At 39.9% G+C, this 25,935-nt stretch carries 26 protein-coding genes and 2 tRNA genes; 20 read left to right on the forward strand and 8 right to left on the reverse strand.

All coding sequences use genetic code 11. From position 1 onward, the window contains the following. Positions 1–69 precede the first annotated feature (69 nt). The 3 genes from EMIN_RS01810 (at position 70) to EMIN_RS01820 (ending at position 3,983) form a co-directional block, all read left to right on the forward strand. On the forward strand, positions 70–1,110 hold the full coding sequence (locus EMIN_RS01810) for a M42 family metallopeptidase (RefSeq protein ID WP_012414528.1): 1,041 nt from the start codon (positions 70–72) through the stop codon (positions 1,108–1,110). 39 nt (positions 1,111–1,149) lie between these two features. Next, entirely contained in the window at positions 1,150–3,480 is a 2,331-nt protein-coding gene (locus EMIN_RS01815; RefSeq protein ID WP_012414529.1) for a transketolase family protein, read from the forward strand. Between the two features lie 74 nt (positions 3,481–3,554). After that, a complete protein-coding gene (locus EMIN_RS01820; RefSeq protein WP_012414530.1) occupies positions 3,555–3,983 on the forward strand; it encodes a PPC domain-containing DNA-binding protein in 429 nt (142 codons plus the stop codon). A gap of 389 nt (positions 3,984–4,372) precedes the next feature. On the opposite strand, the gene EMIN_RS08555 is transcribed toward EMIN_RS01820, so the two are convergent. Then, positions 4,373–4,534 (reverse strand): hypothetical protein, encoded by a 162-nt coding sequence (locus tag EMIN_RS08555; protein ID WP_238523718.1) that lies wholly within the window; start codon positions 4,532–4,534, stop codon positions 4,373–4,375. Between the two features lie 68 nt (positions 4,535–4,602). Here EMIN_RS08555 and era point away from each other — a divergent pair, with 68 nt between their 5' ends. Further along, entirely contained in the window at positions 4,603–5,505 is a 903-nt protein-coding gene (gene era, locus EMIN_RS01830) for a GTPase Era (RefSeq protein WP_012414531.1), read from the forward strand. Here the strand turns inward: era and EMIN_RS01835 are convergent. The 4 genes from EMIN_RS01835 to EMIN_RS01850 form a co-directional block, all read right to left on the reverse strand. Beyond that, the gene (locus EMIN_RS01835) at positions 5,495–6,841 is read right to left on the reverse strand and encodes an NHL repeat-containing protein (RefSeq protein ID WP_012414532.1); all 1,347 of its coding nucleotides are present in this window, start codon (positions 6,839–6,841) and stop codon (positions 5,495–5,497) included. The two genes, era and EMIN_RS01835, sit on opposite strands and share 11 nt — an antisense overlap. 83 nt (positions 6,842–6,924) lie before the next feature. Further along, positions 6,925–7,908, reverse strand: coding sequence for an SPFH domain-containing protein (locus tag EMIN_RS01840; protein WP_012414533.1), 984 nt, complete (start codon positions 7,906–7,908; stop codon positions 6,925–6,927). A gap of 181 nt (positions 7,909–8,089) precedes the next feature. After that, a complete protein-coding gene (locus EMIN_RS01845; protein WP_012414534.1) occupies positions 8,090–8,515 on the reverse strand; it encodes an NfeD family protein in 426 nt (141 codons plus the stop codon). A gap of 9 nt (positions 8,516–8,524) precedes the next feature. After that, positions 8,525–9,361, reverse strand: a complete 837-nt coding sequence (locus tag EMIN_RS01850; protein ID WP_012414535.1) for a transglutaminase-like domain-containing protein — start codon at positions 9,359–9,361, stop codon at positions 8,525–8,527. Between the two features lie 232 nt (positions 9,362–9,593). On the opposite strand from EMIN_RS01850, the gene EMIN_RS01855 reads away from it, so the two are divergent. After that, positions 9,594–9,665 (forward strand) — tRNA-Lys (locus EMIN_RS01855). A gap of 117 nt (positions 9,666–9,782) precedes the next feature. Next, positions 9,783–9,857: transfer RNA gene (locus tag EMIN_RS01860), tRNA-Glu, on the forward strand. Positions 9,858–9,957: 100 nt separating this feature from the next. Here EMIN_RS01860 and EMIN_RS01865 read toward each other — a convergent pair. The 3 genes from EMIN_RS01865 to EMIN_RS01875 all read right to left on the reverse strand — a co-directional run bounded on the left by EMIN_RS01865 (position 9,958) and on the right by EMIN_RS01875 (position 12,175). Beyond that, entirely contained in the window at positions 9,958–10,278 is a 321-nt protein-coding gene (locus EMIN_RS01865; protein WP_052545808.1) for a hypothetical protein, read from the reverse strand. A gap of 563 nt (positions 10,279–10,841) precedes the next feature. Next, positions 10,842–11,429, reverse strand: a complete 588-nt coding sequence (locus EMIN_RS01870) for a hypothetical protein (protein ID WP_012414536.1) — start codon at positions 11,427–11,429, stop codon at positions 10,842–10,844. A 62-nt stretch (positions 11,430–11,491) separates the two neighbouring features. Continuing rightward, positions 11,492–12,175 (reverse strand): outer membrane protein, encoded by a 684-nt coding sequence (locus EMIN_RS01875; RefSeq protein ID WP_238523719.1) that lies wholly within the window; start codon positions 12,173–12,175, stop codon positions 11,492–11,494. 129 nt (positions 12,176–12,304) lie between these two features. On the opposite strand from EMIN_RS01875, the gene EMIN_RS01880 reads away from it, so the two are divergent. The 14 genes from EMIN_RS01880 (at position 12,305) to EMIN_RS01945 (ending at position 25,911) form a co-directional block, all read left to right on the forward strand. After that, positions 12,305–12,943: an HAD family hydrolase gene (locus tag EMIN_RS01880; RefSeq protein ID WP_012414538.1), complete on the forward strand. Its 639-nt coding sequence runs from the start codon at positions 12,305–12,307 to the stop codon at positions 12,941–12,943. Positions 12,944–13,037: 94 nt separating this feature from the next. Continuing rightward, entirely contained in the window at positions 13,038–13,928 is an 891-nt protein-coding gene (locus tag EMIN_RS01885) for a carbohydrate kinase family protein (protein ID WP_012414539.1), read from the forward strand. A 2-nt stretch (positions 13,929–13,930) separates the two neighbouring features. Continuing rightward, complete coding sequence (locus EMIN_RS01890; RefSeq protein ID WP_012414540.1) at positions 13,931–15,277, forward strand: sugar porter family MFS transporter; 1,347 nt, start codon at positions 13,931–13,933, stop codon at positions 15,275–15,277. A 122-nt stretch (positions 15,278–15,399) separates the two neighbouring features. Beyond that, on the forward strand, positions 15,400–16,887 hold the full coding sequence (locus EMIN_RS01895; protein WP_187146166.1) for a phosphohexomutase domain-containing protein: 1,488 nt from the start codon (positions 15,400–15,402) through the stop codon (positions 16,885–16,887). A gap of 57 nt (positions 16,888–16,944) precedes the next feature. After that, positions 16,945–18,216: a phosphopyruvate hydratase gene (eno, locus tag EMIN_RS01900; RefSeq protein ID WP_012414542.1), complete on the forward strand. Its 1,272-nt coding sequence runs from the start codon at positions 16,945–16,947 to the stop codon at positions 18,214–18,216. 9 nt (positions 18,217–18,225) lie between these two features. Continuing rightward, complete coding sequence (locus EMIN_RS01905) at positions 18,226–18,537, forward strand: FtsB family cell division protein (RefSeq protein ID WP_012414543.1); 312 nt, start codon at positions 18,226–18,228, stop codon at positions 18,535–18,537. A gap of 1 nt (position 18,538) precedes the next feature. Then, the gene (locus tag EMIN_RS01910) at positions 18,539–19,150 is read left to right on the forward strand and encodes an MBL fold metallo-hydrolase (protein WP_012414544.1); all 612 of its coding nucleotides are present in this window, start codon (positions 18,539–18,541) and stop codon (positions 19,148–19,150) included. Positions 19,151–19,152: 2 nt separating this feature from the next. After that, positions 19,153–19,773, forward strand: a complete 621-nt coding sequence (locus EMIN_RS01915) for an HAD-IB family phosphatase (RefSeq protein WP_012414545.1) — start codon at positions 19,153–19,155, stop codon at positions 19,771–19,773. A 3-nt stretch (positions 19,774–19,776) separates the two neighbouring features. Continuing rightward, positions 19,777–20,568 carry a prolipoprotein diacylglyceryl transferase gene (gene lgt, locus EMIN_RS01920; protein WP_012414546.1) on the forward strand — a complete coding sequence of 264 codons (792 nt, stop codon included), beginning with the start codon at positions 19,777–19,779 and terminating at the stop codon, positions 20,566–20,568. Beyond that, on the forward strand, positions 20,558–21,457 hold the full coding sequence (locus EMIN_RS01925) for an RluA family pseudouridine synthase (RefSeq protein ID WP_012414547.1): 900 nt from the start codon (positions 20,558–20,560) through the stop codon (positions 21,455–21,457). Before lgt ends, EMIN_RS01925 begins: the two co-directional genes overlap by 11 nt. A gap of 47 nt (positions 21,458–21,504) precedes the next feature. Next, positions 21,505–22,029: a type IV pilin protein gene (locus EMIN_RS09360; protein ID WP_012414548.1), complete on the forward strand. Its 525-nt coding sequence runs from the start codon at positions 21,505–21,507 to the stop codon at positions 22,027–22,029. 224 nt (positions 22,030–22,253) lie between these two features. Next, on the forward strand, positions 22,254–24,269 hold the full coding sequence (locus tag EMIN_RS01935) for an LTA synthase family protein (RefSeq protein WP_012414549.1): 2,016 nt from the start codon (positions 22,254–22,256) through the stop codon (positions 24,267–24,269). After that, positions 24,270–24,827 carry a LemA family protein gene (locus EMIN_RS01940; protein WP_012414550.1) on the forward strand — a complete coding sequence of 186 codons (558 nt, stop codon included), beginning with the start codon at positions 24,270–24,272 and terminating at the stop codon, positions 24,825–24,827. It abuts the gene before it with no gap. Between the two features lie 91 nt (positions 24,828–24,918). After that, positions 24,919–25,911, forward strand: coding sequence for a M48 family metallopeptidase (locus EMIN_RS01945; RefSeq protein ID WP_012414551.1), 993 nt, complete (start codon positions 24,919–24,921; stop codon positions 25,909–25,911). Positions 25,912–25,935 lie beyond the last annotated feature (24 nt).

Consider the following 25,935-nt stretch of genomic DNA (forward strand, 5'->3'; position numbering starts at 1 on the left):
AATCTATACCCTTATTCTACTATTTTGCGCGGCGTTGTGCACAGGCGTTTTTTATGATAGAATCAGACCATGGACATTGAATTATTTAGAAAAATAGCCGAATTGCCGGGTATATCCGGCAGGGAAGAAGCAGTTAGAGCCGCCCTTCTTAAAATGCTTAAAACATGTACCGATGAGCAGCGTGTTGACGCTATGGGCAATATTATTGCCGTTAAAAAGGGTAAAGGCGTAAGAAAGCTTATGCTTGCCGCCCATATGGACGAGATAGGCCTTCTTGTAAGCCATATTGAAAATAACGGTTTTTTACGTTTTGTTCCCGTAGGCGGTATTGACGCAAGAACGCTTATGAGCCAGCGTGTTGTAATACACACATCAAAAGGGCCGATATTCGGCGTTATAGGAACAAAACCGGTACATTTGCTTGACGCCGCTGAAGCTTCAAAAGCGCCTGGTATTAAAAGTTTATTTATTGATACCGGTTTGGACGGATCTGAAATAAATTCAATTGTAAGCATAGGCGACCCTGTTACTTTAGACAGAACTACTGTTGAATTCGGATCTCAAATGATTAACTCCAAAGCTATTGATGACAGAGCAGGCGTTTACGTTTTTATTGAAGCTTTAAAGAAAGTTAAAAAATTTGACTGTGATATTTACGCCGTTTTCAGCGTGCAGGAAGAAGTTGGTTTAAGAGGAGCAGTAACTTCAACCTTCGGGGTGGACCCGGATTTGGCGCTTGTTGTTGACGCTACCGCCGCTAATGATTTGCCCGCCACTCCCCCGCAGGAATTTAACTGCCGTTTAGGGCAAGGCGTAGCCATAACAATTATGGACGGCGGCTCCATTATCAATCCGCAAATAGTTAAAACTTTAAAAAAGCTGGCTTCGGATAAAAACATTAAACACCAGTTTAAAGTTTCGGCCCGCGGTTCTAACGACGCTGCTGCCGTGCAAAAAACAAAAAGCGGCGTTCCCGTAGGGCTGCTTTCAATACCTACGCGTTATATACATTCAAGCATAGAAACGGCTTCAAAAATTGATATAGACGCGGCGGTTGATTTAACAGTGGCTTTTATAGAGAACGCCTGTAAATATAATTTTGATTACTAAAAAAGTTAGGACAAGTCTTTTAACTTTAAGGAGAACCCGATGAGTGATTTTATTTTAGGTAAAAAAAGAGCAAAATATTTTAACGTGGAAACAGGTAAACTTACCCCCATACATAAAATGCCGGAAGAGGAAACAGCTCTTTTTGAGCGTTACGACGTAATTTACCGCGCCTTATGCGCTATTTTATATAACTTTGCTCCTTTATCGGGCCATCCGGGCGGCAGTATTTCAAGCGGAAGATTTGTACAAAATTTAATTTATAATGAAATGGCCTATAAACTTTCCGATCCTAAAGAAAAAAAGGCTGACATAATCTCTTACGCCGCAGGCCACAAGGCCTTAGGTTTATACGCCATGTGGGCATTGCGCAATGAATGCGTTGCCCAGGCCGCGCCTGAACTTCTTGCTAAAGATATACAAAATCAAATGAGATTGGAAGACCTTTTGGGATTTAGGCGCAATGAAGCCACAGCTACTAAATATTTTAAAGAGTTTAAATCAAAACCTTTGGGCGGACACCCCGAACCGGTTGTTCCTTTTGTTAAAACAAGCACCGGCGCAAGCGGAGTTGGCGTAGGCAGCGCTGTAGGCATGGCTTTTGCCGCGGCTGACGCGTATTCAAAAAACAGCCCCGTAATTAATATCATTGAAGGGGAAGGCGGTTTAACAGCGGGCCGCTGCAGTGAAGTTATAGCCATGGCGGCAACGGCTAATATAAATAATTTGGTTTTGCATTTGGATTGGAACCAGGCGTCAATCGATTCGGATAGAGTTACTTCGGACGGGGAAAACCCCGGAGATTATGTGCAATGGACGCCGCTTGAACTTTTTTATATTAATGACTGGAACGTTGTTTTTGTACCCGAAGGCCATAATTACGAACAAATTTACGCCGCGCAAAAATATGCTTTCAACATAAAAAATGGGCAGCCTACAGCAATAATTTACCGTACCGTTAAAGGCTGGAAATACGGGCTTGAAGGCAAAAGCTCACACGGGTCGGGCCATAAATTCGCTTCAGAAGGCTTTCACAATACTCTTAGCGAGTTTGAATCTGTTTTCGGCGTTTCCATGCCAAGATTCTGCGGCGAGCAAACCCCGCAGGGAATTGAGGATTGTTTTTGGGGCAATTTGCAATCAATAAGAGAGGCTCTTAAAAAAGATACCGAGCTGGCGCAATTTATAGCTAAAAAAGTTTTCGCCGCGGCTGAAAGGCTAAACAACAAAAATTCTGAACCTAGCCCGTGGTTGGGCGACGTTGAAAAAGTGTATTCTTTCGACTTCGCTAAACTACCTGCCGAGTTTAATTTTAAACAGGGCGAATCTTACGCCACAAGAACTGTGCTGGGTGATGTCTTGGGTTATATAAATAAAGAAAGCGGCGGCACTTTTCTTGTAGGTTCAGCTGATTTATACGGTTCTACAAACGCTGGTAATATAGCAAAAGCGTATCCTAAAGGTTTTTATAATAAAGCACGCAACCCCGAAAGCAGGCTTGTAGCGGACGGCGGCATTTGTGAGGACGGACTTAACGCGCTGGCTACCGGTATTTCCGCCTACGGTAAACATATAGGCGTGGCCGCTTCTTATGCGGCTTTTGCAAGCTTCGGACATGTGGCGATGAGACTGCACGCCATCGGGCAGGAAGCGAATCATGTTTATAATAAAGAAAACATAAACACGGTTATACAATTTAACGGACATTCCGGGATACCTACGGGTGAGGACGGCCCCACGCACGCGGACCCGCAGGCTTTACAGTTATTTCAGGAAAATTTTCCCAAAGGGCTTTGTATTACGTTAACGCCTTTTGAAGTAGACGAAATTTGGCCCATGGTAACATACGCTTTATCAAAACGTCCGGCGGTATTAGCGCCTTTTGTTATGCGTCCTTCCGAAAAAATGATTGACCGCGCTAAATACGGAGCGGACCCGGCGCACAAAGCCGTAAACGGTATTTACAGGCTTTGCAAAGCTGACGGCAAGGCTGACGTGAATATAATTATTCAAGGTTCGGGCGTGGCGAGGAACTTTATTAACGGAACTTTTGAAAAACTTGCCCAAGAAGGCGTTAAAGCCAATGTTTGGTATGTTTGCAGCAAAGAACTTTTTGATATGCTTCCTTTAGAAGAGCAGGAAAAAATACTGCCTTATGAGGTAAGGCAAAATGCTATGGCTATAACGGACTTTACCGTGCCTACCATAGCCAACCTTCTTTTAAGCGCAAAAGGGCAAAAACATATGCTTTGGCCGCATAAAAACGGCAAGTACCTTGGCAGCGGCAAACACTCTAATGTTTATAAAGAAGCCGGGCTTGACGCAGACGGGCAATTATCTGCTATACTATCTTACATCAAAGATGCAAAATAGCCCGTATATATAAAGATTTAAAAGTAGAATATTAAAACAGATGCGGCGGAGCCCGTGTCACGAGAGGTAATAAAATGGCTGAAGAAAAACCATATTTAACAGGCAGAACGTATATTTTCAGATTGCCGAAAGGCAAAGACCTGCAAGATTCAATTACTGCATTCTGCCATGACAATCAGATAAAATGCGGTATAATTAACGCTATCGGAGCTGTGGAAAACGCAACCGTTTCCTACTATGACCAAGCCAAAAAGAAATATGAAAAAATTGTTTTGGAAGACGAACATGAACTTGTTTCTCTAATAGGTAATGTAAGCATAAAAGATAACAGACCGTTTGTTCATGCGCACGCTATATTGTCAAACAAGAAAGGCGAAGTAAAAGCCGGTCACCTTATGCTTGGCACAAAGATATTTAGCGCAGAGGTTTATATACAAGAACTTGTAGGCGAACCTAAGGTAAGAAAAGAAGATAAAGTTACCAAATTACAACTTTGGGCTTAATTATAAAAAAGAGTGCCGCCGCAGATATCTGCGGCAGCTTTTTTATTTAATTACACATTGGGATGATAATGATGTTGTAGCTTGTATCAATGTTCCGCACATAGCTTTGCAAATTGCAATACCTTAGCTTTTTGAATCATAAGCATAGTAGTCGGGTATTCCTATTTTGTATAGTTTTGGCGGGGATTCAGTGCTGAGCAACCTTTTTGTAATAGTGAAGGTATTTTTGCCTTTTGTATATCGTATTTCTATGTAAGAATTACATTAATAAACGTAGGACATATCATTGCCTAAAGGTATGAAAACATCAAGAACTTCATTCATTTGTGCTTCGGTTGGGTATGCTGTATAAAATCAGAAAACTCGCCGATTTGCAGCCTGTATCTTTCCTAAGCCTGGTATAAGGTGTTAATTTTTGAAAGAGCGTCAGCCGCGCGAGCTTTTAGCACGGCTTTACTATATTGAGGAAGCGCAATGGCGGCAAGTATGCCTATAATTAAAACAACAAGCAACAGTTTAATAAGAATAAAAGCTTTTTTGTTTATAAACACACTTTTATAAAAAGTTATATTAAATAATATATACACAAAAAACAGACTGAATTTTATACAATTAATCAATGACAGATAAAGATTTTAAAAGCGGTTTTGCCGTTATGGCAGGTTTACCAAACGCGGGCAAGTCCACGCTTCTTAACGCTGTGGCGGGGGGGCTGCTCTCGGCGGTTTCGCCAAAGCCGCAAATGACAAGGCAAAATATTATTGCCCTTAGCGAAGGTGAAAAACACCAAATTATTTTTGTTGATACTCCCGGTTTTTTAGAGGCAAAATATAAATTGCAGGAAATTATGAAAGGCTCACTTTCCCAGGCTTTGGAGGAGGACGCCGACGTGGCTGTTTTTGTTTTTGACCCTTTGCAGGAATATTCCGCCCATAAAAAACTTATATCTAAATTACAAAACATTAAATGCCCTTTATTTGTTTTAATAAACAAAGCCGACACCCAGCCTGTTGAAAAACTGCGTAAAATTGAGGAGCAATTAAAAAAAGATTTGCCTGATATTGAAAAAACTTTTTTTATTTCCGCCAAACAAAATAAAGGCGTAGCTGAATTCAAAACGGCAGTGGCGGAAACCCTTCCCTTTAACCCGCCGTATTTCCCGCAAGGCCAGTGGACTGACAGATGGGAAAGATTTTACGTTGCCGAATTTATAAGAGAGCAAATTTTTAATTTGTATGAAAAAGAAGTGCCTTACTGTACTTATGTGGAAGTTGAAACCTTTACCGAAGACCTTGGCCCCAAAAACTATATAAAGGCCAAAATCTATGTTGAGCGTGAAAGCCAAAAACCTATTATTATAGGATCTAAAGGAAGTTCAATAGCTAAACTTAGGGTTTCGGCCCAAAAAAGGATAGAAGAATTTTTAGGCCGCAAATACCGTTTGGAGCTTGAGGTTTCAGTAGAACCGCAATGGAGAAGCAGTAAAAAATGTCTTCAAAAATTCGGTTTTATTACTGAGTAATACCAGCAATTTCTTCATTATTTAGGCCGAAGAAAATTTTACTTACAACATTGTTTCTTGAATCGGCTATATAAACCTCGCCCCTGTTGTTAACCGCCACTCCGGTAGGATAATTCAACCCAGCGTTGTTTGATTTTATTACGCCGTTAACGTCGTCAAAATCGTTGTCCGCTATTATTACGGGAGTTCCGGAAGGAGCGAACTTAATTACCCTGTTGTTACCTGAATCCGCCAAATAAACTATATCGGCCGCGTCTACCGTAAGGCCGTGGGGTTCTTTTAAATGAATATGTTTAGGCCCGCAGCCGGCAAAATTTTCCAAAGTATTATTTGCGTTAAGTTTATACACACAGTTATTATAGCTGTCTGATATAAAGACATCACCGCTTCGGTTAACCGCTAGGGAGGATATTTGGGCTTTTGTTAAATCTTTATTTTTCATGTCACTGTCGATAAAAGAAACTTTGCTTAAATCAAGCTCAATATTTACGCGGCCTCTGTTATTTATTTTAAGTATTACGGTGCCGTCCGCTATAAAGATGTTTCCCTGCCGGTCAGTAGCCACGGCCGTGGGTAAAGAAAGTTGTGTCGTAACGCCAGCGCCGCCGTTTTGCGCAGGAGTTCTGCCTCCGCCCGCCACTGTGCTTATAATGCGGTTGTCATCCATTTTTAAAAGGCGTTTAAAACCGCTGTCAATTATATAAATTGTTCCTTCTGGAGATAATGCTATATCTTGCAAATCTGAAAATCTAAAGTCCTCCGCCACAAGTCCTTCCTGAAACATGCCGCTGCGCCCGTTGCCCGCTAAAGTGGTAATCATACCGTCGGCAAAAACCTTTCTTATTCGTTTATTTCCTTTATCTAATATATATAAAGCGCTTAAATTATCAACCGCTATTGCGCAAGGGTTTGAAAGTGAACTTTGCAAAGCGCCAAGTTGGTCGTCACCGTTAAAACCCGCTATGCCTTTGCCAGCGACAGGCCTTACTATACCGGTTCTTTTTATTAACTGCATTGAAAGCGTTTTTGCCGGGGGAACAAAAGCGTCATTTATGGGGTTATCAGCCTGAGGTTGTACGGTTTTTGTCGCGGGAATGTTTTGTTTAGCAGTCTCTTTTGTGTCAGGTTCCAAGTTTTGGGTAGGGTTGGAAATTTGTGAGACAGCTCTTTCTGTTTCCTTTACTTCAACTTCGTAAGAATCTGCCATCTTTTGCTTTTGGAATTTTGTCCCAAAATTTGCGCCCGCTTTAATGCCGTATAAAGAAACGCATATAAAAGCGCCGATAAAAATAATCATTCCTAAAGAGTGTAAAATTTTTTTATAAGTCCCTTTCATCTTTTGTGTCCTCTGTAGTCCATTTATAGTAATGATACAAAAAAACCCCGCCAAGTTGGCGGGGTTTTAAAAGCTGCAATTATTTATTTTTTACCATTTCCCGATATAAGGTCCCTTACCGCGCCTACCGCGCCTAAAACGCCTGTGGCTTCAAAAGGCATATAAACGAGTTTATTGTCTTTGCCTTCGGTCATTGTTGTTAAGGCTTCAATATATTTAAGGCTTATTAAGTAGTTAGCCGGGTTGGAATACTGGGCAACCGTGTCGCTGATAGTTTTAACAGCGGTGGCTTCGGCTTCCGCAACTCTTATTTTAGCCTGCGCTTGGCCGTCCGCTTCTAAGATTAAGGCCTGGCGGGAACCTTCGGCTCTCTTAATTTCGGCTTCTTTAAAACCTTCCGCCTTTAAGATCTGCGCTTGTTTTAAACCTTCCGCTTCTAAGATGGCGGCGCGTTTGTCGCGTTCGGCCCTCATTTGCTTTTCCATAGCTTCTTTAATTTCCCTGGGGGGAATAATATCTTGCAACTCAACGCGGTTAACTTTAACACCCCATTTGTTGGAGGCGTCGTCCAAAATATGGCGCAGTTTGGAGTTAATTGTTTCACGTGAGGTTAAAGTTTGGTCCAAATCAAGTTCGCCGATAACGTTACGAAGCGTTGTCTGCGTAAGTTTTTCGATAGCTACAGGCAAGCTTGTAATTTCATAGACAACTCTTAAAGGATCTGTCACCTGGAAATAAATAAGCGCGTTAATTTCAATGCTGACGTTATCTCTTGTAATAACGCTTTGACGGGGGAAATCATACACAGTTTCACGCATGTCTATGCGCTCAAGCATTTCTGTATAAGAAACCTGCCTTCCGCCTATCTCGGCCGAGCGTTTCCAGTCAATTCTTCTCGGATTATCAAAAAACGGCACAATAAAGTTAATGCCCGATGTTAATGTGGCATGATACTTACCAAGTCTTTCAATAACCATTACTTCGGCTTGTTGTATAATTCTAATACCTTTGGAAAGCAACATCACGCCAAAAGCGATTAAAATAAGAGCCAATATTAAAAGTCCCATTTTACTCCTCCTTTTTATTAATTAAATGTTTTATTCAAATTCTCTATAATGGTTCCTGCCGTAAAATCTTTTCTCTTCGTTCACGTTCCGCTTTCATTTCCATTTACCGAAATAAAATCCTTTGTGATAAAGAGAATTACGATAATTATTATGAAAATAATAAATATTATAGGCGTTGGGTTTAGATTTTTTTAACCGTTAAAATTATGCCTTCAATTTTTTCAACCGTAACATCGGCGTCTAAGGCAATAACGGAGTCCGACACGGCCTGCCAAACATCTCCGTCTATTTTAACGCGGCCCGTTTTCTTTTCAGCGTTAATTTCTTCCGTTACGTGGGCCTGTTTACCTATTAAAGCGTCAACATTGGTTTTTACGGATTGGTTTTTATGTAAATATTTAAGCGCTATAGGCCTTACCGTTAAGAAAAGTATTATAGCTATTACCGCAAAAAATACCGCCTGTATTAAAAACGAAGCGCCGAAATAAGCGGGAAGCGCCGTAACCAAAAGCGCGGTGCCTATACAAGCTAAAGAAAAATCAAGCGTAAACATTTCCCCTATAATAAACAAAAGGCCTGCTATAAGCCATATGTAGTGAATAGACATTTTTTTCTCCTATATATCAAGTAAGGTCATAAAATCGCGTAAATACGCAAGCCTTCTCTCATCTTTGAATTTTTTATGTATAAAAATTAAATTAGCAAGACATCTTCTTATAATAAGATGTGATGTAAGCGGTTCTAAATATTTATTATCCCAGGTAATTGAGCGTGAAACAATGTATTCCATGCATTCTCGCAGGGTTAAAACTTTCCCTCCGTCAAAAGGGTCAACGTAAAAAGGCTCGTTAAAAGACGGTTCGTTAAACTGCACAAGCAGCCTGCCCGCGAAATCAACAACTGTTATATCAAGCCCCAAACGCTGGCCTGTTACCGCATATAAACAGCAAATCATTATGCCTGCCGCTGAACGGGACTCAAACATTTTGTCAAAAGACATATGCTGCGGGCGTAAGTTTACCGAAACCGGTTTAATGCCCAGCGTGTTAAAAAAGAAAATTTGCATAGCCTGCGCTACGTCTAGGCTGTCTGCGCAGTTTAAAGTCATGGGGTGAAAGCGCGCGGCGACAGCATCTATTTTTTGATTAAAAGTTTTTGTGTCTAAAACAGGGTTTTCAAATTTGGAAATAAGTTCAAGCCCTTCTTCTAAATCAGGGTTAATTTTATTTGAAAAAGTTAAAAAGCTGTCACGCAGCCTGTCAAAGGCCACTTCTTCAATTAAAGTGTGCACGAAAGCGGGCGTGTTATTTTTAAATTCTGCTTCAAGAACCGTTTTAAAAACGGCCGGTTTATTTTTAATTACGCTTGCAAGCTCGGCCTTTAAAAAATCCGCGCTTTCCACCGGTTCTGCCGATATTAAATTAATAAGGGCCTTTATTTGATTTTCATACATATATAAAACATATAAAAATATATAGGCATTTGCAATGAATTTCTTTAGGAATAAACTAAATTCTTGTTTTTATAAAAAATAAAGGGTATAATATACTTAATAAAATAGATTTACCGAACGGTCTGTTTTAAAAAAAGTGGACACATAAAAAAGTTTTTGGTAAAATATTTATGTCAGGGATAAACCTGAATTTATCCCCGGTTGTTTTTTTGACGCAAATTTTTTGTTTTATGCGCCCGTAGCTCAGTGGTAGAGCATCCGCCTTTTAAGCGGGGGGCCGTGAGTTCAAGTCTCACCGGGCGCACTTTTTTAAGTTTTTTGTTTTTGTTTGGCTGCGGTGTTTTTCTTTTTTTGCTAATAATATTTGTCCGGCAGGTAATAAAAACTTAAAAACAGTTTAAAAAAACATAACAAAATTTAAGCCCCCTTCGTCTATCGGTTAGGACGTCGGATTTTCAATCCGAAAAGAGGAGTTCGATTCTCCTAGGGGGCGCCATTTAAAAAGGCTTTCCGTATTTGGAAAGCCTTTTTTATTATAAAAGAACTTATTACCTATTTTATCACTATAACGTATTTTTTATACTATAAATTTATTATTAATTTTTGTCTACAAGCGTGCCTAATACAAAAATACCTTTTGGGTCATCATATTTTAAAACGGCTGTTTGGGCAGAGGTTTTATCCGTATTGGGTATAACTTCAACCGAGGGTAATACTAACGTTTCTCCAGGTTTTACCGTAAAAGCCAAAAATTTAGGGGCGTTGGCGTTTTTATCCCAACCGTTTCTAGAAGTATAATGGCCTTTTTGTGAGACAAAAAACTGGCTTCCCATATTTACCTGAAAAGAGTCTAAAAAATAATATCCCGGGTCAAGCTTAACTGTTGTTACCGAGGCTTTCGGGAAAGGGGCGTTCATTAATAATTTTGCTTGGCTGATACCTACGGCAAAAGGTCATTTTACACTTCCGTCATCATTAAGCTTTTTCCAAAACGTTAAAACAGTTGTTCCCGAGTTACTGAAATTAAAAGAAACATCCGAAGTTTCTTCCGATACATTTTTTACTGTTGCGCAGGCCGACAATAGTAAACTGCTAAACCCAGTGTTAATATTTTTTTTATTTTCCTTTCCTTGTTTGTAAAATAGACTTCTTTATATTAATGATTATACCAATGATTAGAATTGTTTTGCGTAAATATAAAGGCACCCTTGGATTGGTTGTCTATTTAAAAAGATTAGTTGTAAAAATGTGCTTTCCGCTAATTAAAATATTTGTTGCTACGCTTTTGCTTTTGTTAAGTTCTTCTTTTGGCGAATTTTTTTGATGTATATAATCGCGTATTACGTTTTATTCTTTTCTCTAGATTAAAAAAAGACGTAAGCGGGTGAATTTCTTTTATTTAAATAATAAAAGTATTAAAAAATATTATAAAAAGGCCCGCTTAATCTAAGCGGGCCTTTTTTTTTGAAAACGTATGCAATTATTTGATTTCAACGCTGTTTATAATTTGCGTAACAATGTCTTTCATTGGCGCGTGATGGTGTGTAACATCGTCATCATGGAATGTAACGCTGTTGCCTTCCCCAAGATTTCCGTGTACAAAAGATACAGGGTTTTTGGTGTCTATTTGTAATACCCACTGCTGGTTTTTTGTTGTGCATAAAAGAAGGTCATATCTGTTGTCTTCTGTGCTTTTTGTAAAAATGCTGCAATTTTTACCATTAACCTTACGGTCTTCGGTTCTGGTATAGCCTCCTGTCGGTTGGGGGATATTCGCGTCGTCAAAAACATCTGCAGCGGCTTTTGTGTAGGCGTAGGTATAATGAACGTCGGCCGCGTCCCCTTCAGCTTTATAAAGGTAAACTTCCACTTTTTCATTATTATTTTCTATCTCTTGAGTTTCTTCAATAAAAACAAAATCCTCTTCTTCAACAGTTCCTTCTTTAACAGGAAGTTGTAACGTAACTCCGCCCGTAAGGGTATATTGTTTGGAAGGTTGCTGCGCTTCTTTTTTTCCGCAGGATATTAAAAAAATAAGACAAAATACTGTAAATATTGTTTTTTTCATTTTACTCCTCCTTTTTTAGATAATATAAAATAATTAAAAACTATGCTAATTATAAAAAAGGATTAGTTTTCTCTTTCAAAATCAGCGGTTTTTTCCGTAGTTTGCAAACTTTGTTCAGGTTGTAAAAGAGCTTGTTCTTCTTCAGAAGTAATGTCTTGCTGCTGGGAGTAAGCCGTTTCTTCTAAAAATTTAAGTATTTGGGCGTTTGCTTTTTTCTTTCTGGGGATATTAAAACGCAGGCCTATATTAAAACCGTAACTGCTCATTTTAACATCGTTTGCGTTTAGCTGGGTATATTTGGCAAATAAATCCGCCATAACATAATCGTTTATCGGCGTAGATATTCCGAAGTAAAGAGCCCAGGTGAAATCCGAGGGATTTTTTCTTATTCTATTATAGCCGGTTGCTTCACTTGATATTTTAGCTTTATAGTTAGTAACCCCGGCGCCCGCGCCCGCGATATATTGTGTGGTGTCTTTTTCTATAGAGAAAAACGTGTTTGCCATGCCCATTACAATGCTGTCTGTTTCAAGGTCGTATTTATTGCCGTTAACGACAAAATGGTCGCTTATGCTTGTGTAATATGACCCCATTATTTCTGCACGGAAAGCTCCTATATTTGTACCCAGCGCAGCGTTAAAGTTAACTGGATTGTCCCTTGCGGCGGAGGCATCCTTTATTTTTATTTTTACAAGAGACGGTCCCGCGCTTGCCCTAAGGTATGGAGCAAGTTCAAAAGCGTTCACAACGCCCGCTGTAAATATAAAAAATAAAAAGAAAAGTTTTTTCATCAATATATAAATATTAGCAAATATCATAACGCCGTTGGATTTATAACTGCGGGAAAAATTTTTTTAAAATTATAAAATATAAATATGAAAAAAGATGAAGCTATAATATTTGATTTAGACGGTACTATTACCGATACTTTTGCTCCCGCAATAAAATGTCTTAAGGAGGCGTTACGCGAAAGTGTTGGCGGAGAAGTGACTATGCGGGAAATACGCGCCCATTTCGGCCGCACGGAGGAGGCAACCTTCCGCGCGCACTGCGGCGCAAACTGGCGGGAAAGCTACGCCAAATACGAACAGCTTTTTAATAAAAATATAACGGAAGACGTTATTTTCCCCGGCATGAAAGATGTTTTTAACTTTTTAAAGGAAAATAAAATTAAAATGGCTTTAGTAACCGGAAGAGGTAAAACCACTACGGATATAATTCTTAATAAAATAGGAATAAGAGATTATTTTGATTATATAAAAACAGGCTCCGCTTTTGAAAATATAAAAACCAAATCCATGCTTGAAATTTTAGATTTGTGGAAACAAGCGCCTGAAGAAACTTATTATATAGGAGATATACCTAATGATATTATCGATTCCCGCGCCGCGGGAATAAAGCCTTTGGCTGCGGGTTGGTTTAGGGAGGCGGATCCCTCCGCTCAGGCGGCGCAAAATCCTTATAAAATGTTCGCCACGGTGGCTGAGTTTTTTGCTTGGATAAAACAAAATTAGATTTGTTTTTTACGAAGCCCGGCGAAAACGCGGGGCTTTTTTATTACTATGCTTGTGTTGTATAATTGAAATATACTACTAAACCCGAGGTTATATGGCAATAATATTATCTGTAGGAGAAGTTCTTTTAGACGTTTTCCCCGGCGGAGCAAAAATGGGTGGAGCCCCCGCCAACTTTGCCTGGTATTGTTCTCAGTACGGATCAGAGGCGTACATTGTTTCCGCTGTTGGCAATGATACAAATGGAAAAAGAATTTTGCGTGAGCTTAAAGAAAACGGCGTCAGCACAAAATTCGTACAAATATGTAAAAGCCGTCCTACCGGTATAGTAAACGTAACGTTAGATAAAAACTCCGTTCCGCGTTATGACATAGTAAAAAACGTGGCTTGGGATAATATAGAATTTACCCCCGAGTTAAAAAAACTGGCTAAAAAGGCCGATGTTATATGTTTTGGTTCTTTGGCGCAAAGAAGCGCTAAGTCAAGAAAAACAATTGAATCTATTTTAAAAAATGCTAAGAAAAACGCCGTAAAAATATTTGATATTAATATAAGGCAAAACTACTACTCTAAAATGATTATCAAAAGTTCTTTAAAGCAAAGCACGGTTTTAAAAATAAGTTCGGAAGAGCTGCCCGCCGCGGCAAAACTTTTCGGTTTTAAAGGAACTGTTTTTGAAGTTTGTAAGTCTTTTCTTAAAAAATTCAAACTTGATATCGTTGTTCTTACAAAGTCTGAAGAAGGAAGTTCCATTATCACAAAAAATAATGAGTATCCCCACAAGGCGGTTAAAGTAAAAAAACTTGCCGATACCGTAGGCGCGGGGGATTCTTTCAGCGCTACTTTCGCGCATGGTTTTTTAAAAGGCGTTGATTTTGAAAATTTGGGCGCAGCTTCAAATAAGGTAGCCGCGTATATAACCACCAAAAAAGGAGCTATGGTGCGTTTGCCAAAAACTCTTATAAATATATTCGGGGAGGAATAAAAGTGAATAGAAAAGTATTAAAGGTATCTCTTATAGCCGCTTTGGGCGGGCTTTTGTTCGGGTTTGACACAGCGGTTATTTCCGGCACTACTGAAGCGTTGACAAAAGTTTTTTCTTTAACGCCTTCATCTTTAGGTTTTACTGTGGCTATCGCGCTTATAGGCACCATATTAGGCGCGGTTTTTGTGGGTTATCCCGCAAACTCTTACGGCAGGAAAAACACTCTTAAAATGATCGCGCTGTTATATTTCTTTTCTTCTTTAGGCACGGCCATGGCGTGGAATTGGGGCGTTTTTTTAACGTTTAGATTTTTAGGCGGCATAGCTGTAGGTGCTTCAAGCGTTGTGGCTCCTATGTATATTGCGGAAATAGTGCCCGCTTCGTTTAGGGGCCGTATGGTCGCTTTAGCCCAGTTTAACGTGGTGTTTGGTATTTTACTTGCGTTTTTCTCTAACCTTATAATAAGTAATGTAATTACTGGCCCCGCGCAATGGCGCTGTATGTTAGGCATATTGGCGGTTCCTTCTATTATTTTCTTTGGTCTTTTGTATTTGATTCCGTTCAGCCCCCGCTGGCTTGCTTCCAAAGGCAGGGTTGAGGAAGCAGGTTCTATTATAAAATATTTAGCCGGACCAGAAGACAATGCCGAAAAGGCTTTAAAAGAAATTGTGGATTCCATTAAATCAGACAGTCAAAGCAAAAACGAAAAATTGTTTTCCACAAAATACACAAAAGTTATTTTACTTGCTGTTGCCATAGCGGCGTTTAACCAGCTTTCAGGCATTAACGCCGTGCTTTATTACGCGCCGTATATTTTTAAAATGGCCGGCGCGGGCACTAACGCGGCCTTAATTCAGTCTGTTGTTGTGGGCTTTACAAACCTTATATTTACAATGGCGGCATTACTTGTTATTGATAAACTTGGCCGCAGAAAGCTTATGTTAACAGGTTCTTTGGGGTATATAGTAAGTTTAGGTGCGCTTACGGTTATTTTCGCGGCGCAAGGCTCAGTCTTTTCTCCTTTGGGAGGGGCTTTGGTTTTGGCAAGTTTGGTTGTTTTTATAGCTTCACACGCTTTCGGGCAGGGCGCTGTAATTTGGGTGTTTATAAGCGAAATTTTCCCCACTAAGGTACGCGCGCAGGGTTCTGCTTTGGGCAGCTTTACGCACTGGATTATGGCTGCCGTAATAAGCTGGACTTTCCCGATATTTGCCAATATATCCGGCGCTGTTATATTCGGCGTCTATACTTTCTTTATGGTGTTGCAGCTGCTTTGGGTAATTTTCATTATGCCCGAAACAAAAGGTATACCTCTTGAGAAAATGACAAAAGAGCTTGGCATAGAATAAAAAATTATTATTATAAAAAGGCCGCGCTGTTTTAAAGCGCTGCCTTTTTATTTTTGCGACGTTACAGTTAGGCTATTTAATAATTTACAATTGTATGTTTTTTTATGTATAATTCTAGCACTATGAGTGAAGATATTAAATTTAGCACAGCAGGTTTTAGAGCGGTAACCGCCGAAGGCCTTACCGCCGTCAACGTACAAAGGCTTATATACGGCATTTGTGCCCACATTTTTGAGCATCCTTACTATGGTTTTGAGGGCGAAGGCTACAGGCGCTATTGTGCTGAAAAAGGCTTTAAACACAAAAAACCTTTGGTTTTGGTAGGGCACGACACGCGTTTTATGTCCGAGCAGTTTGCTAAAATAGCGGCCAACGCTTTAAGCGCTAACGGCATTACCGTGAAATTTGCCCAATATCCTTTGCCTACGCCTGTGGCTGAATGGGCTGTTATGGACCAGGGTGCTGTAGGCGCGGTGGTTATTACGGGCAGTGAGGCTCCTTATTATATTAACGGCGTTAAATGGATTCCTTTTTACGGCGGTATAGCTAATAATGAAGTTATTGCCGATATTGAAAAAAGAATCCCCGCCGCCTCTTCAAACCTTTTAAAAATGTCCTCTATTGAGTATGATTACTTGAATTCAGCCGTAGGCATTTTTAATTTTAGGGAAGAATATTTAAATTATCTTCAAAAAACTTTAGATGTTAAGGCCATTAAAAAAGCAAAACTTAAAATAGGCATTGACCCGTTTTACGGTACGGCAACTTATTATTTTAGGGATTTTCTTGAGAAAAACGGCGTTGAAATTAATGCGATTCATGAGAATGTTGACCCTTTGTTTGGGGGTAAAACGCCAAACGCCGGGCCAGTTTCTTTAGAAGAACTTTCAAAGCTTATAGTTTCTAAAAGACTTAGCCTCGGTATAGCCTGCAACCCGGATTGTGATAAATTCGGCATCATTGACAGCAGCGGCAAATGGATTTCGCCAAATGAAATAGCTCCTTTGCTGTTAGAACATTTAATGAAGAATAAAAAATCTTCCGGACGCGTTTGCAGAAGCGTAATTACCACACATCTTATAGACGCCGTAGCAAAAGCGCATAATCTTCTTGTGCGTGAAACGCCGGTAGGTTTTAAATATATTGGCGAACTTATGGTAACTGGGCAGTATATATTAGGAGCCGAGGAATCCGGCGGTATATCCGTTAAAGGGCATATACCCGATAAAGACGGTTTGTTTATATGTCTTCTTATGGTTGAACTGCTTGCTGTGGAAGGCAAAAGCCTTATACAGATTTTTAAAGAGTTCTATAAAAAGTATAATGTATATTATGACCAAAAGGTCAGCGTTCCTAAAACGGAACTTGAAATTAATAATATTTTGGAAAACCTTAATATTAGAGCGCCTTTGTCAATAAATAAAATGTCTGTTTGGCGTATAGACCAAACGGAAGGATTTAAGTTTATTCTCAAAGACGGCAGTTGGCTGGCTATAAGGGCTTCAAATACGGAGCGTCTTATAAGATTATACGCGGAGAGCAAAGACGAAAAACTTCCCGCACAGCTGATTACCGAAGGTAAAAAAATTATAGAAAGTTTCAGTAAATAATTTAAAATACCGGCGCTTAAGCGTCGGTATTTTAAAAATATATATACAGGGGGCAGTATGTCAAAGATAAAGCAAGTTATCGCAAGAGAAGTGTTGGATTCACGAGGCTTTCCCACGGTAGAGGCTGACGTTATTTTAACAAGCGGCGTCATGGGGCGTGCGGCTGTGCCGAGCGGCGCTTCAACAGGCTCGCACGAGGCGGTTGAGTTACGTGACGGCGGCGCCAGATATATGGGCAAAGGCGTTTTAAAAGCAGTAGCCAACGTTAACAAAATAGCTAAAAAAATAACCGGGATGGAAGCGTCCGATATCAGACTTATTGATGATACTATGATAGCTTTAGACGGCACCCCCAACAAAGGCAAATTTGGCGCTAACGCTATCTTGGCGGTTTCCATGGCTGTTTTAAGAGCGGGCGCGGCGGACAAGAAAATGCCGCTTTACGATTATATAAGAAAAATTTACGCTATTAAGGAAAAAAACTATCTTCTTCCCGTTCCTATGCTTAACATTATTAACGGCGGCAAACACGCGGACAGCGGCCTTGATGTGCAGGAATTTATGATTGTGCCCAATGTTTCCAAAAGTTTTAAAGAAGGTCTTAGGGAAGCTACAGAAGTTTACCACACGCTTAAAGGCATATTAAAAGCTAAAGGTATGGTAACGGCGGTAGGTGATGAAGGCGGCTTTGCTCCCCACATCACAAAACATGAAGACGTTTTAAAAACAATTATGGACGCGTGCAAAAAAGCGGGGCACTCTCAAATTAAATTAGCCTTAGACTGTGCGGCTAGCGAGTTTTACAAAAACGGCAAATATACTTTTGAGAAAAAACAGGTTTCCAGCAAAGATATGACAAAGGTTTATTCTTCTTGGGTAAAAAAATACCCTATTGTTTCAATCGAAGATCCTTTGCATGAAGATGACTGGGACGGCTGGCTGCATATAACAAAAGAACTTGGCAAAAAAATCAGGCTGGTTGGCGACGATTTGTTTGTAACCAACCCCGAAAGGCTTGAGGAAGGTATTGAAAAGAAAACGGCCAATGCTATTTTAATTAAGCTTAACCAAATAGGTTCCGTATCGGAAACTATTGACGTCATTAACATGGCGCATAAAGCGGGTTACGCTTGCGTTATATCGCACCGTTCCGGTGAAACGGAAGACGCTTTTATAGCGGATCTTGCCGTCGCAACTAACGCGGGCGCGATTAAAACGGGCGCTCCTTGCAGAAGCGAACGCAACGCCAAATACAACAGGCTTTTACAAATTGAGCAGGAACTTGGCAAAAAGGCCTCGTACGCCAAAACAAAAGTTTTTAAAAAGTAAATTTTTATTATGGATAAGTTTATAAATAATGTTAAAAAGAAGTTAAAGCCCAGACATATTATTTTAGCGGCTATGGTGTTGTTTGTGCTTTTTAACGGCAGTTTATACGGGCTTATACATAACAGAATTGAACTTGCAAAACTTAGAAAAAGAAATATTGAGTTGGATAAAGAATTTGCCGAGCTTGAAAAACAGCTCGGCAAACTTGAGAGCGGGGATAAAAAATATCTTGAGGATATTGCCCGCGTAAAATATCATTTATCAAAACCCGGCGAAATTGAGTTCCGCCTGGTTACCCAAAATAAAAAATCCGGTGAATAAAATGGAAGTAAAAACGCTTGTGCTGGGGCCTATGGGCAACTGCACCTATATTGTTAGACAAAAGTCCGAAGCCGTTGTTATAGACCCTTCCTGGGATATGAACGAGATAGAAAAAAATCTTAACGGTCTTAAGGTTGCCGCCGTTTTTTTTACCCACGGGCATTTTGACCATGTTAAAGACGTTGAACCTTTTTTAAGAAAGCTTAGCGTTAAAGCTTTTATTGAAGAAAACGATGTTGTTTTAAGCGGCCTTCCGCGGGATATTTTACAGCCTTTTGAAGGGGACAGTAAAATAAAGGCAGGCGGTTTTGATATGGAAATTTTGCATACTCCCGGGCATAGTGAAGGAAGCGTTTGCATTAAAATAGGCAACAATTTATTTACGGGCGACACTTTGTTCCCCGGCGCCTGCGGTCGTGTTGATTTGCCGCATTCGAATCCGAGAAAAATGAGGCACAGCCTATACAGACTTTCCTCTTTACAGGAAGACACAAATGTATATTCCGGGCACGGTTACGGAGACAATGGCGAGGCGGACACTACTATAGGCAAAGAAAAAGAAAGCAATATTTATATGCGCAACGCGGTAAAAGATTATAAGAAAGGGGCTTAATTATGTACGCCTTGGTAAGTGATTTTGACGGGACCGTAACAACTTTTGATATGGCGCATTCTATAATAGAACATTTCGTTGAGCCGAGTGTTATAAAAAAACTCGCTACCGCCGAACATGAGGACGGCAAAGTGTGGATGAGCCGCCACATGAAAAAAATCAAAGCAAGCAAAGAAGAGTTTGAGTCTTATGTTTTAAAAATGGCTAAACCGCGCGGCGGCCTTTTGGAAACGGCAAAAAAAGCTTTTGAAAATAATATTCCTTTAGAAATAGTAAGCGGCGGTGTTGATATTTATATTAAACCTTTTTTGGCAAAAATGGGGCTAAGCGGTTTTCCTCTTTACTGCGCTAACGGTAAATTTACCTCAGGCGGGATTAAGTTGGACTTTACTCTTTTTGCGGGAATAAAACTTGCCGATTTCAAAGCAATGCGCGTTAGGCATTATAAGGCGTTGGGCTATAAAACAATTTATTGCGGGGACGGCAATTCCGACTATAAGGCCGCGCTTGAGGCGGACATTGTTTTTGCCGCGGGCAATTTGCTTAGCAAATGCCGAAGAAAAAAAATAAAAGCAAATGAACTTGTAAATTTTAAAGACGTTTTTCAAATTATAGGAGTGTAAAAAATGTATCCGGTACTTTTTAAGATAGGAAATTTTAGCATGTCTACTTACGGCCTTATGAATATGCTCGGTTATATAGCCGGTATTTATTATTTGATTTATAACAGAAAAAAAATAGGCATAAGCACTGACACTCTTTGGAATATTTTATTTATTTCCATTATTTGCGCCATTGTTGGCGGTAAGCTTATGTATGTCTTTCTTTCATGGGACGCGCTTGGCTATACTTTCGCCGATAAAATGAGCAATATCTTTTTAAATTTCCGCTACGGGTTTGTGTTTTTCGGAGGCGCGATAGCGGGTATTTTAGGGCTTTTGGTTTATATTAAATATAAAAAAATGCCGCTTTTAAAAACGGGCGACTTTCTTGCCGTGGGGCTTCCTTTAGGCCACGCTATAGGGCGTATAGGATGCTTTTTAGTGGGCTGCTGTTACGGTCGTCATTTTGAAGGCCCTTGGGCCGTTCATTTTACCAACCCGGACAGTCTTGTGCCTACTCATTTGCACGGCGTCGGTTTGCATCCTACGCAACTTTATGAAGTGTTTGCCAATTTATTAATATTCGGTATTTTGCATTTTGCCTATAGGCGCAGGCATAAACACGGTTTTATAATGGCGCTTTATATGATTTGCTACAGCGTGTTAAGGTTTATTATGGAGTTTTTCAGAGGCGATTTCAGAGGCGGGTTTTTGCTGGGTATGTCGCCCTCACAGGTAATTTCCATAGGCATGATTTTAGCCGCCGTAATTTTTTATATGATAGTTTCAAGGAAATCGGAATACAATGTCAAATAAAGAAACTTTAACTTTTAGCGGAACAAGCGCCAGACTTGACCTTTTTTTAAGCGAAAACAAGCCTGATTATTCGCGCGGATTAATACAAAACCTTATTAAGCAGGGGAAAGTTACGGTTAACGGCAAAGAACGTAAACCCGCCTGGCCGCTTGCAGAAGGCGACAACGTTGAAATAGAGTGGCCTTCGGTTGAAAATAAAACTGGTTTAAAAGATTTAATAATTTTTGAAGATAAAAATATGTTTGTAATAAATAAACCCAGCGGCATGCTTGTACACCCGCAAAGCCCCGTTTGGGAAGAAAACCCCGCCGCCGCTTTTATCGGGGAAGAAACTTTAGTTTCCCTTATTTTGGCAAACCCGCCTAAAAATTTTGAAAAAGGCATTACCCGCGCCGGGCTTGTGCACAGGCTTGATAAAGACACAAGCGGCGTTATGATAATTGCTAAAAACTCAAAAACCCAGGACGCTATGGTTGAAATGTTTGCCAACAGGGAAATGCATAAAACCTATGAGGCTATTGTCTGTGGCGTTGTGCCTGACGATAAAGGCATAATAAACGTGCCTATAGGGCGTGTTACGGGCGGTAAAATAAAAGCAAGCGAACTTGGGCGCGAAGCTGTTACCGAATACAGCGTTTTACAAAGAAAAGAAACCGTTTCTTTAATGAAACTTCACCCCGTAACGGGTAGAACAAACCAGTTACGCGTGCATATGAGCTGGCTCGGCTACCCTGTTTTGGGCGACTGGCTTTATAAAGGCGCCACGGCGCCACGGCTTATGTTGCACTCTAAAAGCGCGGAATTTGAACATCCTTTTACTTCCAAACCCGTAAAATTTACGGTAGCGCCGCCTAAAGATTTTAAAGACTCTTGGAAAAACGCCAAATAATAAAGTAAAGTATTGTATATATATCCTTTTGTAGCAGGAGAATAATTATGAAAAAAGGTTTTACATTAATTGAACTGATGGTTGTTGTATTAATTATAGCTATACTTTCCAGCGTGGCTCTTCCGCTTTATACAAGAACGGTTGAACGCGCCAGAGCGGCCGAAGCTATTTCTGTGACTGCTTCTTTGGAAAAGGCTTCGCAAGCTTACTACGCGCAATACAGTCTTTGTGACGCTAAAATAACGGACCTTGCGATAAAACTGCCCGAACTTACAAAAACTACGGTAGGTTCATTGACGGTATTAAAAGGTAAAGATTTTAATTATTATACCGAACCTTCCACAAACTGGTGCTTTGTAGCGGGGGAAAGGACCCTTGCCGATACTGACAGAAATTACAGAATAATAGCTTTTGCCAACGCCGGCCCTGCAGGGCAGCCATATAAAGGTAAAATTATGTGTGAGGCTGACAAATCAAAAAGCGGAGCTAATAAATTTTGCCAGTCAATCACGGGTAAAACGGCCGTTACTTGCGCCCATGCCAGCGGCAAGAACTGTTATATTATAAGCTAAAAGATTATTTTGCGTTTATTTAAATAAGCCCATTTAAAAAAGGGGCTTATTTTTTTATAACCTTTTTGGTTTAGGATATGTTTTAATTTTATTTTTTACCATATGGTATATAAAATTCTATAGATGTTTTTAATAAAAAATTAAATTTTTTTGTTTTCAGCGTCTTCCCAAAGTGATATCATATAAGTGTAAGGAACTTTTATTGCAATTACTTTGGAGGTTGTATGTCTTTTTCTCAAAAACTAAGCAGGGTACCAAACTGGGTAAAAGGGTATACCGGCTTTTTCGCGGCTACATGGTTAGCTTTTTTCTTAATGCGTTTTGTTTTTTTATTTGTTTACCGCGCCGCAATTACTGCTGAAGTTAAAACATATCTTTTACAATCTTTTTACATAGGCGCTAAATTTGACGCGCGTTTAGCCGCTTTTTTGGCTTTGCCGCTGGGACTTTATTTATTTATAAAAAGTATTTTTCCTAAAATACCCGCGGTTTTTAATAAAATCATGGCTTCGTTGTACACTGTTATTTTAACGGGCGCGGGGCTTGTTTACGCCGGAGATTTTGGGCACTATTCTTATTTGGGCCTTAGGGTAAACGCTTCTTTATTTAAATATCTTGAAAACGCTTTTATCTCTTTTGAAATGGTTTGGCAAACATATCCTGTTGTATGGGCTTCTTTAGGTTTTATACTTTTAATGTTTTTGGCCTATAAATACGCGATGTTTTTTATAAAGCTGGGCCAACCCGCTTCAAACGACGGGTGGAAGAAAAAAACATCTTGGTTCCTTATTCTTTTTGTCTTAACGTTTGGCGTTTGCTATGGGCAAATTAACCAATATCCGTTACGTTGGAGCAATGCTTATTTTTCAAGCAATAATTTTATTTCTAATTTAACATTAAACCCGGTCTTAAATATTTATGACACATATAGGTTTGCTAAGGAGGATTCTTATAATATTGAAGCCGTAAAAAAATATTACCCCATTATGGCAGAATATTTAGGCGTTGATAACCCCGATATAAACACGCTTAATTTTAAGCGTGAAGTAAAAGGAAAAGACCTCGGAAGGCAGTTTAACATAGTTGTAATATTTATGGAAAGTTTTGCATGGAACAAAAGTTCTTTTTCAAACACCGGTAAATTTGATACCACGCCTAATGCGAAGGCTTTGGCTGAGCAGTCTATACTATTTACCCAGTTTTATACGCCCACTTCGGCTACGGCGCGCGCGGTATTTGCAGCTTTGTCAAGCATACCTGACGTGAGTTCCTTTAAAACAAGTTCGCGTAATCCGCTTATCGTTAACCAAAATTTAATAGCCAACGAGCTTGAAGGTTATGATAAATTTTTCTTTATAGGCGGCAGCGCAAGCTGGGGTAATATAAGAGGTATTCTTTCCCATAACTTAGACGGGCTTCAACTTTATGAAGAGGAAGATTACGAGTCAAAACGTGTTGACGTTTGGGGTATTTCTGACTGGGATTTGTTTATTGAAGCCGACAAAGTTTTAGCAAAACAGGAAAGGCCTTTCTTTGCGGTAATACAAACGGCAGGGTATCACAGGCCTTATACAATACCTCCGCATGATGAAGGTTTTAAACTTGAAAAAGATATAAGTTATGAAGATCTTGTTAACCACAGTTTCGGCAGCATTGAAGAGTTTAACTCCTTAAGATTTTCTGACTACGCGTTGGGTGAATTTTTCAGACGCGCGAGGAAAAGCCCTTACTATAAAGACACCGTTTTTGTTATTTTCGGCGATCACGGTTTGGACGCGCCCAAGTCTGAAAATATGCCGAGAGGTTATGTTGAATATAATTTAATTAACCACCATGTTCCTCTTATAATCCACGCTCCCGCTTTATCTAAAGGCCGGGTTGTAAATAAAACAGCCAGCCAGGTTGATATAATGCCCACGGTGGCCGGCCTTATAGGCGCGCCGTATGAAACTGTGGCTTTGGGGCGTGATGTTCTTGACCCTAAATACAAAGAAAAAGAAGGTGCGCTTGTTTTCGGATGGTCTAAATATCCACCCACGATTTCTTTTGTGTCAGGAGAATATCTTTACCACGACCAAACCACTCAAAAAGGTCTTTACAAGTTTGGTGCAAAAGATTATAATAAAGACCTGGCGGAAGAAAACCCTGAACTTTATAAAAAAATGGAAGATTTGTCCGCAGGTATTTATGAAACATCCAGATATATGCTTTACAATAATCCAAAGAAGGAGAAGAAATAGATGACTATATCAATGGTATTACTTGCAGTAGTTTTGGCGGCTGTTATATATCTTGCTACAGCTTATAACGGTTTTATTACACTGCGCAACCGCGTAAAAGAAGCGTGGAGCGATATTGAAGTCCAAATGAAAAGACGCTATGACCTTATTCCCAATTTGGTGGAAACGGTTAAGGGTTACGCTTCACACGAAAGGGAAACGCTTGAGAAAGTTGTCGAGGCCCGTAATATGGCTATGAGCGGTCCTAAAGATATGGAAAGCGTGGCTAAGAATGAAAACATTCTTTCCGGTACGCTTAAAAGCCTTTTCGCTTTATCGGAAAGCTATCCTGACTTAAAGGCTAACCAAAACTTTTTACAGCTTCAATCGGAATTAAGAGACACTGAAGATAAAATACAGGCGGCTAGAAGATTTTATAACAGCAATGTCCTTTCTTTAAATACTAAAGTGGAACACTTTCCCAGCAATATCATAGCGGGTATTTTCCATTTTAATAAAGAAAAATTCTTTGAACTTGAAGAAGAAGCGGCAAGACAGCCGGTTCAGGTTAAGTTTTAATTTATCTTTTTATGCCGCTGTTTTCTGTTTTACGCGAACGCCGTTCGCGTAAAATAAATAAAACAGCGGCGTTATTTTTAGAGGAAATAAAATGGCTATACCAAAAACAACTTATGACCATATAGACGATAACAAAAAAAGAACTTTTATTATTCTTGTTTTGTTTCCCATAACATTCGCTGTTTTGGCGTATTTAACAATTTTGCTTATTACTCCTTTTGTAAATGTTAGTGACGGTTCCATTAACTACAGCGCGCAAGGCAGTTTTTACACTCCCCAGGCATGGGCAATGGCCAATACTTACGCCGCCTATATAATTCCGGGCGTGCTCATTTGTCTTGGCATATGGGTTAGCGCCAGTCTTTTTTACGGTGATGACATAATTTTAAATTCCTCAAAAGCGGTTGAGGTTACAAGCCAAACCCAGCGTGAACTTTATAATCTTGTTGATTCTGTTGCCATTACAGCCGGCTTGCCTACCCCTAAAATATATTTAATTGATGATAATAATCTTAACGCCTATGCCACAGGCAGAAAGCCTGAAAACGCTTCTATAGCATTAACTACGGGCCTTGTTAAAAGGCTTAACAGGCAGGAGCTTGAAGGCGTTATAGCGCATGAAATGTCGCACATCGGCAACCGTGACACAAGGCTTATGATTATAGTTGTTGTAGGCATTACGTTTTTTGTGCTTTTAGGGCAGATTGTATTAAGATCGGCCAGACACGCTAAAAAACAAGCGGCTTTGCTTTTATTTTGTTTGGGATTGTTTTTTATGCTTTACGGTTATTTGATAGCGCCTATTTTACGTTTTGCTTTATCAAGAAGGCGTGAATACCAGGCGGACGCCACGGCCGCTTTAATTACCCGTAATCCCGCGGCTTTAGCAAGCGCGCTTGAAAAAATATCGGGCAACAGCGCCGTAAAAAGCCTTAGCGATATGGAAACGGTTTCCCCAATGTGCATAGCTAACCCCATGTCCGGCAACGGAGGTTTGGTGTCGGCCTTGGGAGGAATAACGGCTACCCACCCGCCTATTGAAAAGCGCGTTAAAGCTTTAAGAGAAATGGACGGACGAATTTAAGAATAAAAAAGCCGCCTTGTTAAG

Origin of the sequence: Elusimicrobium minutum Pei191, from assembly GCF_000020145.1 — a bacterium.
Lineage (GTDB): Bacteria > Elusimicrobiota > Elusimicrobia > Elusimicrobiales > Elusimicrobiaceae > Elusimicrobium > Elusimicrobium minutum.

Bases quoted from the DNA above. Each gene is read 5' to 3' on its own strand.
- EMIN_RS01810 (WP_012414528.1), top strand. From the start codon at position 70: ATGGACATTGAATTATTTAGAAAAATAGCCGAATTGCCGGGTATATCC.
- EMIN_RS01815 (WP_012414529.1), top strand. From the start codon at position 1,150: ATGAGTGATTTTATTTTAGGTAAAAAAAGAGCAAAATATTTTAACGTG.
- EMIN_RS01820 (WP_012414530.1), top strand. From the start codon at position 3,555: ATGGCTGAAGAAAAACCATATTTAACAGGCAGAACGTATATTTTCAGA.
- era (WP_012414531.1), top strand. From the start codon at position 4,603: ATGACAGATAAAGATTTTAAAAGCGGTTTTGCCGTTATGGCAGGTTTA.
- EMIN_RS01835 (WP_012414532.1), bottom strand. From the start codon at position 6,841: ATGAAAGGGACTTATAAAAAAATTTTACACTCTTTAGGAATGATTATT.
- EMIN_RS01840 (WP_012414533.1), bottom strand. From the start codon at position 7,908: ATGGGACTTTTAATATTGGCTCTTATTTTAATCGCTTTTGGCGTGATG.
- EMIN_RS01845 (WP_012414534.1), bottom strand. From the start codon at position 8,515: ATGTCTATTCACTACATATGGCTTATAGCAGGCCTTTTGTTTATTATA.
- EMIN_RS01850 (WP_012414535.1), bottom strand. From the start codon at position 9,361: ATGTATGAAAATCAAATAAAGGCCCTTATTAATTTAATATCGGCAGAA.
- EMIN_RS01865 (WP_052545808.1), bottom strand. From the start codon at position 10,278: ATGAACGCCCCTTTCCCGAAAGCCTCGGTAACAACAGTTAAGCTTGAC.
- EMIN_RS01870 (WP_012414536.1), bottom strand. From the start codon at position 11,429: ATGAAAAAAACAATATTTACAGTATTTTGTCTTATTTTTTTAATATCC.
- EMIN_RS01880 (WP_012414538.1), top strand. From the start codon at position 12,305: ATGAAAAAAGATGAAGCTATAATATTTGATTTAGACGGTACTATTACC.
- EMIN_RS01885 (WP_012414539.1), top strand. From the start codon at position 13,038: ATGGCAATAATATTATCTGTAGGAGAAGTTCTTTTAGACGTTTTCCCC.
- EMIN_RS01895 (WP_187146166.1), top strand. From the start codon at position 15,400: ATGAGTGAAGATATTAAATTTAGCACAGCAGGTTTTAGAGCGGTAACC.
- eno (WP_012414542.1), top strand. From the start codon at position 16,945: ATGTCAAAGATAAAGCAAGTTATCGCAAGAGAAGTGTTGGATTCACGA.
- EMIN_RS01905 (WP_012414543.1), top strand. From the start codon at position 18,226: ATGGATAAGTTTATAAATAATGTTAAAAAGAAGTTAAAGCCCAGACAT.
- EMIN_RS01910 (WP_012414544.1), top strand. From the start codon at position 18,539: ATGGAAGTAAAAACGCTTGTGCTGGGGCCTATGGGCAACTGCACCTAT.
- EMIN_RS01915 (WP_012414545.1), top strand. From the start codon at position 19,153: ATGTACGCCTTGGTAAGTGATTTTGACGGGACCGTAACAACTTTTGAT.
- lgt (WP_012414546.1), top strand. From the start codon at position 19,777: ATGTATCCGGTACTTTTTAAGATAGGAAATTTTAGCATGTCTACTTAC.
- EMIN_RS01925 (WP_012414547.1), top strand. From the start codon at position 20,558: ATGTCAAATAAAGAAACTTTAACTTTTAGCGGAACAAGCGCCAGACTT.
- EMIN_RS09360 (WP_012414548.1), top strand. From the start codon at position 21,505: ATGAAAAAAGGTTTTACATTAATTGAACTGATGGTTGTTGTATTAATT.
- EMIN_RS01935 (WP_012414549.1), top strand. From the start codon at position 22,254: ATGTCTTTTTCTCAAAAACTAAGCAGGGTACCAAACTGGGTAAAAGGG.
- EMIN_RS01940 (WP_012414550.1), top strand. From the start codon at position 24,270: ATGACTATATCAATGGTATTACTTGCAGTAGTTTTGGCGGCTGTTATA.
- EMIN_RS01945 (WP_012414551.1), top strand. From the start codon at position 24,919: ATGGCTATACCAAAAACAACTTATGACCATATAGACGATAACAAAAAA.